General features: G+C 71.8%; 9 protein-coding genes. 5 read left to right on the top strand and 4 right to left on the bottom strand.

The genetic code is table 11. The features are described 5' to 3' along the window. Positions 1-618: 618 nt before the first annotated feature. Positions 619-1,026, bottom strand: coding sequence for a RidA family protein (locus ABH941_RS39770; protein WP_370137117.1), 408 nt, complete (start codon positions 1,024-1,026; stop codon positions 619-621). A gap of 127 nt (positions 1,027-1,153) precedes the next feature. Then, positions 1,154-2,137 (bottom strand): DMT family transporter, encoded by a 984-nt coding sequence (locus tag ABH941_RS39765; RefSeq protein ID WP_370137112.1) that lies wholly within the window; start codon positions 2,135-2,137, stop codon positions 1,154-1,156. A 270-nt stretch (positions 2,138-2,407) separates the two neighbouring features. On the opposite strand from ABH941_RS39765, the gene ABH941_RS39760 reads away from it, so the two are divergent. Beyond that, a complete protein-coding gene (locus ABH941_RS39760; RefSeq protein WP_370137107.1) occupies positions 2,408-2,695 on the top strand; it encodes a YciI family protein in 288 nt (95 codons plus the stop codon). Positions 2,696-2,702: 7 nt separating this feature from the next. Here ABH941_RS39760 and ABH941_RS39755 read toward each other — a convergent pair whose 3' ends face one another. Then, positions 2,703-3,545 carry an enoyl-CoA hydratase/isomerase family protein gene (locus tag ABH941_RS39755; RefSeq protein ID WP_370137103.1) on the bottom strand — a complete coding sequence of 281 codons (843 nt, stop codon included), beginning with the start codon at positions 3,543-3,545 and terminating at the stop codon, positions 2,703-2,705. Between the two features lie 105 nt (positions 3,546-3,650). Between ABH941_RS39755 and ABH941_RS39750 the strand changes: the two genes are divergently transcribed. From ABH941_RS39750 to ABH941_RS39735, 4 genes are all read left to right on the top strand, one after another. Beyond that, entirely contained in the window at positions 3,651-4,133 is a 483-nt protein-coding gene (locus tag ABH941_RS39750) for a pyridoxamine 5'-phosphate oxidase family protein (RefSeq protein WP_370137099.1), read from the top strand. Positions 4,134-4,213: 80 nt separating this feature from the next. Next, on the top strand, positions 4,214-5,107 hold the full coding sequence (locus tag ABH941_RS39745; RefSeq protein WP_370137093.1) for an acyl-CoA thioesterase: 894 nt from the start codon (positions 4,214-4,216) through the stop codon (positions 5,105-5,107). Positions 5,108-5,236: 129 nt separating this feature from the next. Further along, positions 5,237-5,779, top strand: a complete 543-nt coding sequence (locus ABH941_RS39740) for a Rieske (2Fe-2S) protein (RefSeq protein ID WP_370137089.1) — start codon at positions 5,237-5,239, stop codon at positions 5,777-5,779. A gap of 109 nt (positions 5,780-5,888) precedes the next feature. Beyond that, positions 5,889-6,506 (top strand): TetR/AcrR family transcriptional regulator, encoded by a 618-nt coding sequence (locus ABH941_RS39735; protein ID WP_134008944.1) that lies wholly within the window; start codon positions 5,889-5,891, stop codon positions 6,504-6,506. Here the strand turns inward: ABH941_RS39735 and ABH941_RS39730 are convergent. Beyond that, complete coding sequence (locus ABH941_RS39730) at positions 6,503-8,392, bottom strand: AMP-binding protein (protein WP_370137081.1); 1,890 nt, start codon at positions 8,390-8,392, stop codon at positions 6,503-6,505. The two genes, ABH941_RS39735 and ABH941_RS39730, sit on opposite strands and share 4 nt — an antisense overlap. Positions 8,393-8,437 lie beyond the last annotated feature (45 nt).

Raw genomic sequence — 8,437 nt, 5'->3', positions numbered from 1 at the left:
TCATCGCCCGCGAGGTCTACCACGCCCTGACCAGCCACAACACACCCCAACCCGAACCCACCCAACCCACTTGACATCTATAGGAGCATCCCCAATTTGCCCACTCTGCACCGTAGTGGGGAGAGTTACAACCACGCTGGGGTGAATTACACCCATATATGGGTGCTACGCCCCCCAGCGTGGTTGTAACTCCCCCCAGGTAACCCGATTGGGGGACACACTCGCCCCGCCCTGCGCCCCCGGCGAGCGCTCCGCGCCGGACCCGAGCCGCCCCCGGCCCCTGTCGCGCATGGGGTATCCCCTGCACGAAGTGCTTGGGGAGGGAGCCGCATCTTTCCGGGCGGGAGCCCGGGGAACGGCGGCCAACGCGCCCCACCACACGCTGCCGTTGCAACCGTGGGGCGCCACCCCCGCCCACCGCGAAACGCTCCGCACCAGAGCGCCCCCACCCCCGCCCCAGTTGCCGGCGCGAAGCGCCTTCTTTGCGCCGGGCAGGCGCGAGACGGCGGGCAAGGTCGCGCCGCCCGTGTTGCCGTTGCAAGCGTGGGGCGCCACCCCGCCAACCCGGCGATCAATTCACACGCCGCCGTCCGACCTGCAGCCATCCGCGCTTCCGGGCTACGGCAGCGACGCAGTGAGGTCGACCTCGACCAGCTGCCCCGGGAAGCCGAGTTGGGCGACTCCGAGCAGCGTGCTGGCGCTGGTGAAGGCCTCCCCCAGGGGCGACGCCCTGAGCCGGTGCCAGGCGGAGCCGAGGGTCGAGGCGTCGTCGCTGACCACGTAGACCACGGAGCGGATGACATCGCCCGCCCCCGCTCCGACTGCGGCCAGGGCCGTCAGGGCGTTGGCGACCACCTGGTCGATCTGGGCGGCGAGATCGGCCGGGCCGACCAGTGCACCCGATCTGTCGATCGGGCACTGGCCGGCCAGATGGGCGGTGCGGCCGGCCTCCACCACGGTGATGTGGTGGTAACCGGGCGGCTGGTGAAGCTGGGGTGGGTTGATGCGGGTGATGCGGGTCGTCATGCGCGCGAGTCTGGGGGACCTGGGGTGACGGCGCATCGCATTTTTCTGGGGCGATGGTCCTACCTCCCCCTGACGCGGGACGAACCGGTGGTCCGACACAGACAGACCTTGCGGGCGGATCGGCCGCTCAGGCGCGGAGCAGGGCGACTGCCGCGAGCAGGGTGGCGGTGCCTGCGGCGGCGGGGAGGGTGAGGTGCTCGCCCAGCAGGGTGATACCGAGGAGCAGCGCGGCCACGGGTTCCAGCATCATCATCACCGACACCGCGGTCGCCCGGACCACGGTCATCGCCGTGAAGAAGAGCGAGTAGGCCAGCGCGGTGGGCACCGCGCCGAGGTAGCCGAGCAGGGCGACCGCCGTACCGAGGTGGTGCCCGGCAGGGAGCAGCTGACCGGTCGCGGCTCCGAGGGCCAGCAGGCTCAGAGCGCCGACGGCGAAGCCGCTGAGCGCGCGGTCGTAGGCGTCGTGGGCGCGGCCGTCCCGGGTCTGGGCCTGGGTGAGCAGGTTGATCGCCGCCGATCCGGCTGCCGAGCCGAGGGCGCAGAGCAGGCCCCAGAGCGGGGCGGTTCCCCCGCTTGAGGTGCCGTCACTGCCGAAGGCGAGCAGGGCGAGACCGGTGACGGCGAGGGCGATCGTCGTGAGGCCGCGCCTGCCGAGCCGTTCGGCGAAGACGACGCGCGCTCCCAGGGCTGTGAGCACCGGGGCTGCGCCGAGCGCGGCGGTGGTGCCGAGGGCCAGTCCGGCGAGGTCTACGGCGGCGAGGTAGCAGGTCTGGAAGACCGCCATAAGGATGCCGGTACTGATCAGGGCCAGCGGCCCTGGGCGCACGGTGTCGGCGGCGCGGCGCCGGAATGGCCGGGCGGCCACGAGCAGCAGCGCCCCGATGGCGAAGCGCCAGAACGATACGGCGATCGGTCCGAGGCCACTGCTCCGGTGGAGGATCGCGGCGACAGCGCCGGCGCTCCCCCAGGAGGCCGCGGCGAGACCGATCGCGAGGAGCGCGCGGCTACGGGCTCCCGTCGAGTGGGTGGATTGAGTCGGGTCGGCCGTCGTCGGGTGCGCGGCCTCGGCATGTGAGCGGGGACGTGCGGGCAGGGCAGGCTGAGTGGGCATGGCAAGGCTCCGAAAGTGGTCGCTGTGGTCCGCGGTAGGTCGGCACGCGGGCAGCGTTCACCTTGCCGACGCCCCTCAGTCGACACATCGAGGAGGGCGACGCCGGTCAGCCAGGAACTCGCCGCCCGCTAGCGGACGGGAGGCGGAAGGACAGCGATGGAGTACGGAGCCATGCCCCGAACCCTATCCTCTGCTTCGCCCGTCGGGGAATCGCGGCTGCTCCGGCTGGGTGCGAAGATCGTGCGCGTATCCCCCTGGAGGAGTCCCGGCATGTTCATCGTGACGCTGACGTACACCGCGCCGCTGGCGGTGGTTGACGAGCTTGTTCCGGCGCACCGGAGGTGGCTGGCGGAGCACTACGCGGCCGGGGTGTTCGTGGCCTCGGGGCGTCGGGTGCCGCGGACCGGAGGGGTGATCCTGGCGCGCGGGGTCTCCCGGGACGAGCTGGATCGGATTCTGGCGACCGATCCGCTCGACCCTGTGCGGACTTACGAGGTAACGGAGTTCGTGCCGTCGATGACCTCGCCGGACGTGGCTTCGATCGCCGAGTCCCGCTGACGGCTGTTCAGCGCAGTCGCCATGGGGTTCGGGTGCCTGAGTTGAAGGCGGCCTGGCCCTCGGCGAGGGCGGTGGGGTCGTCGCCGAGGGTGACCAGGGTCTTGGCGACCTCCAGGGCCTGGCGGTAGCCGAGGTCCTGGGCGTACCAGACGGCGCGGAGGGTGGCCTGGACGGCGAGCGGGGGCTGGGAGGCGATCAGGGTGGCGACGCGTAGGGCGGCGTCGAGGAGTTCGGCGCCGGGGACGACCTCCTGGACCAGGCCGATCTGGTGCGCGCGCTGCGCGGAGAGGCGTTCGTGCGCGCCGGTGAGCTGCATCCGCATCACCTCACCCAGCGGCATGCGCTGCAGCATCGCCATCGACTCGAAGACCGAGGCCATGCCGAAGCTGGTGTGCGGGTCGAAGAAGGTGGCGTGCTCGGCGGCGATGATGAACTCCACCTGTCCGAGCAGGTAGAAGGCGCCGCCACAGGCCATCCCGTTGACGGCGGCGATGATCGGCTTCCAGAGGTCGCCGGCGGTCTTGGGGCTGATCCAGTCGCCGGGGTCGTCGAAGTGCAGCGGGGTGCCGCCGCGGATGCCGATGGGCTGGTCGCCCGCGCCCGCTTCGCCCGCGCCCGCTTCGTCCGTGTCCAGGGTGCCGCGGTCGAGCCCGGTGCAGAAGGCGCGGTCGCCGGCGCCGGTCAGGATGACGACCCTGACCTTGTCGTCCTCGCGCAGCTCCCGCCACAGGTCGCGGAGCTCGCACATCATCCGCAGGTCGAAGGCGTTGTGGACCTCGGGACGGTCCAGCGTCACCAGGGCGACGTGGTCGCTCTCCTCGTAGCGGAGCGTGGTGAAGTCGGTCTGCATGCGCAATCCTCCGGTCGCGGCCCCTGGCACATCATTTGAGAACACGTTCTACTTATCAGCCCGGGGCCATCGTCCCGGTCGACCGCGTCGGAAGGAAGAGGCAGGATGCGCGAACAGCGGCACGGCAGGCGCGTGATGATGACCGACGACCAGCGGGACGTGTTCCTGCGCGGGCAGCGGACCTGCCGGGTGGCCACCGTGGCCGCCGACGGGCGGCCGCATGTGACGCCGTTGTGGTTCGTCTGGGACGGCTCGGCGCTGTGGCTCTACTCCATCACCCGCAGCCGGCGCTGGGCCGAGTTGGAGCGCGATCCGCGGGTCGCCGTGGTGGTCGACAGCGGCGAGGAGTACGGCGAGCTGAGGGGCGTCGAGCTGACCGGCTCGGTCGAGCAGGTGGCGGAGGCGCCCAGGACCGGGCTCGACTACCCGGGACCGTATGAGCTGGAGGCGGCCGAGAAGCTCTTCGCGGCCAAGTACGGGTTCGGCGCGGTCATGTACCACGACGGACGGCACGGCTGGCTGCGGCTCGCCCCCGAGACCCTGACCAGCTGGGACTTCCGGCGGCTGAACGGCGAGTTCGGTCGCTGACAACCCCTGGTCAACTGCCCGTCCGTCAAGGTGCCGCAGGTCACACGGGGTTGTCGGGGCCGATCTGACAGGATGCTGCGATGGCAGACATCGAATCCGGCCGGCCCCGTGTGATCTCCGACTTCGTCGATCTGCTGCGCCTGGACGACCTGGACCTCAATCTCTTCCGGGGCTGGTGCCACGCCGGTGCGCCGCTGCGCGCCTTCGGCGGGCAGGTCGCGGCCCAGGCGCTGGTGGCGGCCGGACGGACGGTGGAGACCGGGCGTCCGGTGCACTCGCTGCACGGGTACTTCATGCGTCCCGGCGACCCGCGCCGTCCGCTGGTCTACGAGGTGGAGCGGCTGCGTGACGGTCACTCCTACTCCACCCGGCGGGTGACCGCGATCCAGCGGGGGGAGGCCGTGTTCACCCTCTCCGCCTCCTTCAAGCGGCCCGAGGAGAGCCCGGAGCGGCAGCGCGAGATGCCGTTGCTGCCCGGCCCGGAGGGGCTGCCGAACCCGTACGCGGCCTGGGCCGAGGGCGGCCCGGAGAGCTACTGGGCGACCACCGGGCGGCTGACCCTGGACATGCGGATCATGCCGCCCGGCACCGAGGGGCTGCCCGGCCGGACGGCTGGGGTGGAGGAGCAGTTCGTCTGGCTGAAGTCCGCCTCCAAGCTCGACGCGGACGACGCGCTGCTGCACGTCTGCGCCCTCGCCTACCTCTCGGACCTGACCCTGGCCTCGACGGCGGCGCTGCATCTGCAACTGCCGCGCTCGCAGCGGCAGGAGCCGCCGGTGGTCAACCTGGCGTCGCTGGACCACGCGATGTGGTTCCACCGGCCGTTCCGCGCGGACGAATGGCTGCTGTTCGCCCAGCGCAGCCCGTCCGCCTCGGACGGGCGGGGGCTGGCCCAGGGCGAGTTCTACACCAGGGACGGACGGCTGGTCGCCTCGGTGGTGCAGGAGGCGCTGGTGCGCGAGAAGCGGCGCTGAGCCGCCGACCCCAAATCTTACGTGATCTTACGTGCTGAGCTGCCGCTGAACCTCCGGCGGAGTCGGTGCGTATGGTCTCGAGACAGCGGGCTTCAGTCCCTCCAGCCTCAGCTCTGTACAGGAGTAACCATGGCCGAAGAGTCCCAGCAGACCACTGCCCGTCGAACCGTGCTCGCGGGCGTAGGGGTGGTGGGCGTCGCCGGCGTCCTTGCCGCCTGCGGTTCGAGCGGGAGCAGCAGCAGTGCCGCGGGCGCTGCCAGCACCCCGGCCGCCGACGCGAGCAGCAGTCCGGCGAGCAGCGACACCAGCAGTGCGCCCGCAGCGGGTGCCTCCAGCAGCTCGCCCGCGGCTGCGTCCAGCAGCGCGGCGGGTGGCTCGGCCGGGGGCACGGTCCTCGCCGCGACCTCGGACATCCCGGAGGGGGGCGGCAAGGTGTTCGCCGACCACAAGGTGGTGGTGACCCAGCCGAGCGCGGGCACGTTCAAGGCGTTCACCGCCGTCTGCACGCATGCGGGCTGCACCGTGAGCAGCGTCTCGGGGGGCACCATCAACTGCCCGTGCCACGGGAGCAAGTTCCACATCGCGGACGGGTCGGTCGCCGGCGGACCGGCCCCCTCGCCGCTGGCGGCGCAGACCATCGCCGTGAGCGGCGGCCAGATCAAGCTTTCCTGAAACGAGAACATCGTTTCACCGGTGTGGACCCGCAGGCCGGGTCCACACCGGTCAAGTGATCTGATACAGCGTCATACACCTGCAACACCGTTCCCGGTATCATGGCGGGGTGTCCAAGGTAGACCTGTCCCCCCGGCCGGTCGAGGCTATGTCTCCCCGCCAACTGGAACGCCGGAAACACCTGATCAGGGCAGCGATCGATCTGGTAGCCGAGATCGGCGTCGAGCGCGTCCAGATGAAACAGGTGAGTGAACGCTCAGGGGTCGCCCTAGGGACGACCTACCGGTACTTCTCCTCGAAGGACCATCTCCTTGCCGCGGCCGTCTCGGACTGGCGCGGAATGCTGATGACGGATCTCGCCGCGGAACTGCGTGGTTCACCGGTCCCGCTGGGCGGCACGGACCGGGTGGTCCGCTTCGTCCACCGGGGCATGCGGGCCTTCCAGCGCCAGCCGCACCTGGCCCATCTGCTGGTCGCGGTGACGGTGTCCACCGACCCGTTCGCCAGCGAGGCGGTGGACGAGATGGGGAACGCCGGACGGGCCTCGCTGCTGGCGGTGATGCCGCAGGTGCCCGCGGCGGCGCGGAGCGTGGTGCCGCACATCATCGACGCGGCCTGGCAGAGCGAGCTGGTGGCCTGGGTCACCGGGCGCAGCACCCTCGGCGACGCCTACCTCCGGCTGGAGGAGGTCATCCGGGTGGTGCTGGCCCCGTACGCGGCGGCCTAGCGCCAGGCCGTGCGGCCGTGCTCGGCGAACAGGGCGTCGATCTTCTCCAGGTCGTCGCCGGTCAGCGGGCGGTAGTCGAGTCCGGCCGGCGACGCCGTCCCGTACGGCCGCCACAGGATCAGGTCGTCGGTGCGCCAGCGCTCGGCGCGCAGGCCGGTCTTGGCGGTCTTGTGGGTGGCGGTGGCCGGCATCCGGGCGACGAAGCGGACGAAGCGCGGCGGCATCTTGGTGCCAAGGTCGGGCTGGGCGGCCAGGAACTCGGCCAGCCGTCGGGCGAGCTCGTCCGGATCCGCAGTACCGGTCGTGCCCGCGCGCAGTTGCACGGCCGCCATCACCTGGTCCCCGGCGACCGGGTCCGGGACGGCGAAGACCGCGACGGCCTCGGCCTCCGGCCAGCGGCCGAGGATGTTCTCGATGTCGGCGACCGCCAGGTTCTCGCTGTCCACCCGCAGCCAGTCCGCGCTGCGCCCGGCGAAGTGGAACCAGCCCTCGGCGTCGCGGTGGAACAGGTCCCCGGTCCAGTACCACTTGGCCTCAACCGGCGGAGTCCGGTCCGCAGAGCCTGGCCGGCTCGGGTCTGCGTGGGGGTGCGGGGGGTCGCTCCCCGGAGGATTGGAGTAGCCTCTACGGACCCGGGCGGCGCCTGCCTCGGGATTGCGCCAGTAGCCCTCGAACCCGGCCCGTTCGGTGCGGTTGACCAGTTCGCCGATCGCCTCGGCCCCGTTGAGCAGCCGGCCCGAGGGGTCGAAGCGGGAGCGCGGGCGCTCCTCCCCGGTCATCGGGTCGACCACGGCGAGGTCGTCGTCCGGTCCTGAGCCGACCCGGCCGACGGCCCCCGGCGGGGCGGCGGGGTCCTGGCGGAGGTTGCAGCCGCCCTCCGAGGAGCCGTAGCCCTCGACCAGGCGGCAGCCGAAACGGGCCTCGAAGCGCGCGGCGTCGACGGCCCCGGCCTCGGTGCCGAAACCCAGCCGGAGCGGGCTGTCGGCGTCGTCCGGGCGCTCCTCGGTGGCCAGCACATAGGAGATGGCGCGGCCCACATAGGTGAAGTAGCCGGCCCGGTAGCGGCGGACGTCCTCCAGGAAGCGGGAGGCGGAGAAGACCGGGCGCAGCGCGACCGTGCCCCCGGCGAGCAGCATCGGCGCCCACAGCGCCATGGTGGCATTGCCGTGGAACAGCGGCATGCAGGCGTAGCCGGTGTCGTCGCTGGTCAGCCCGTACATCGCGCGCAGCTTGTCGCCGGCCCTGGCCAGCCGCAGCTGACTGCAGATCACGGCCTTGGGGGCGCCGGTCGACCCCGAGGTGAAGGTCAGCAGGATGCGGGTGTCGGGGGCGGGCAGGTCGGCGGGCGGCGCGGCGTCGAGGTGGTCGGCGAGCAGCGCCGCGTAGGCGGGGCTGTCGCTGTCGAGGACGGGGACCGCCAGGTCCAGGCCGTTGAGCAGCGGCAGCCGGTGCTGCCCGGTGACGACGAGGGCGCAGTCGGTGTGCCGGATGTCGCGGAGCAGGTCGGGACCGCGGCGGGTGGGGTTGATGCCGACGGCGGTGGCGCCGGCGAGGGCGCAGGCCTGGAGCCAGAAGACGTACTCGGGAGTGTTGTCGAGCAGCAGGCCGACATGCGGGTGCTCGGCGCGACGCTCGGCGAGCAGGCGGGTGAGCAGGGCGGCGCGGGCGCAGGCGGCGCGGAACACCTGGTCGTGGCTGTGGGTACGCCAACCTTCCGGGGAGCGACCCCCCGGGCCCCCACGCAACCCCGAGGGAGCGGGGCTCGGCTGCGTGGACTCCGCCGATGGAAGCTGAGTGAAACCGTCACCGACCAGTCCGGGGGTGTGCCGCCCGCGCTGGGCCAGGATGGCGTCCAGCAGGGTCGGACTCGGTCCGGGTGCGGGCATGGGGGCTCCCAGAGTAAGCCTTCTGACGATCCGTCAGCTTGAAGC

The organism is Streptacidiphilus sp. EB103A (assembly GCF_041261405.1).
Lineage (GTDB): Bacteria > Actinomycetota > Actinomycetes > Streptomycetales > Streptomycetaceae > Streptacidiphilus.
Note: the sequence above shows the minus strand (reverse complement) of the source record. Positions and strands in the feature narration are given on the sequence as shown.

Bases quoted from the DNA above. Each gene is read 5' to 3' on its own strand.
- ABH941_RS39770 (WP_370137117.1), bottom strand. From the start codon at position 1,026: ATGACGACCCGCATCACCCGCATCAACCCACCCCAGCTTCACCAGCCG.
- ABH941_RS39765 (WP_370137112.1), bottom strand. From the start codon at position 2,137: ATGCCCACTCAGCCTGCCCTGCCCGCACGTCCCCGCTCACATGCCGAG.
- ABH941_RS39760 (WP_370137107.1), top strand. From the start codon at position 2,408: ATGTTCATCGTGACGCTGACGTACACCGCGCCGCTGGCGGTGGTTGAC.
- ABH941_RS39755 (WP_370137103.1), bottom strand. From the start codon at position 3,545: ATGCAGACCGACTTCACCACGCTCCGCTACGAGGAGAGCGACCACGTC.
- ABH941_RS39750 (WP_370137099.1), top strand. From the start codon at position 3,651: ATGCGCGAACAGCGGCACGGCAGGCGCGTGATGATGACCGACGACCAG.
- ABH941_RS39745 (WP_370137093.1), top strand. From the start codon at position 4,214: ATGGCAGACATCGAATCCGGCCGGCCCCGTGTGATCTCCGACTTCGTC.
- ABH941_RS39740 (WP_370137089.1), top strand. From the start codon at position 5,237: ATGGCCGAAGAGTCCCAGCAGACCACTGCCCGTCGAACCGTGCTCGCG.
- ABH941_RS39730 (WP_370137081.1), bottom strand. From the start codon at position 8,392: ATGCCCGCACCCGGACCGAGTCCGACCCTGCTGGACGCCATCCTGGCC.